Consider the following 507-nt stretch of genomic DNA (forward strand, 5'->3'; position numbering starts at 1 on the left):
GTCCCCTTCTTCACGCAACGAACGCCGGTCTTTTTGCTGGCGGCGGTGATCGTATTGGCCGCCACGCTGATTGGTCGCTGCTTGGTAACGCGGATCGGTTTGTCAGATTTATTGTCACGGCTCGAAACATTTGTGTTCGCCGCCGCCTTGGGACTAGCGGCCGTTTCGCTGTGGACGTTCTTGATCGGCTTTGTCGGCTTGTTGCATTACCCGGCGCTGATTGTCTTGCCGCTGTTGGGACTGGCCGGCTGGGGCGGATGGGATTGGTATCGCGAGCAAGCGTCGCGCAGCGAAACGGTGACGGCCCGCGAACCGATTCCTTGGATCTGGATCGCCGCAGCGGCGCCGATCGTCCTTTGCACATTGCTCGGCGGAATGATGCCGCCCTACGAATACGACGTGCTGGAGTATCACCTGCGACTACCGACCGAGTGGCTGACCACCGGGCGAATTGCTGTCGAGTCGTACAACGCTTACAGCGGCTTGCCGATGGGCGCCGAGATGTTG

Annotated in this window: 1 protein-coding gene; it reads left to right on the forward strand. The window is 60.4% G+C overall.

The genetic code is table 11. The annotated features are described in order from the left end of the window. Positions 1-507, forward strand: a 507-nt coding sequence (locus tag C5Y96_RS27330) for a hypothetical protein (RefSeq protein ID WP_158261163.1), incomplete at both ends; no start/stop codon positions are given.

Source organism: Blastopirellula marina, from assembly GCF_002967715.1.
GTDB classification, from domain to species: Bacteria; Planctomycetota; Planctomycetia; order Pirellulales; family Pirellulaceae; genus Bremerella; species Bremerella marina_B.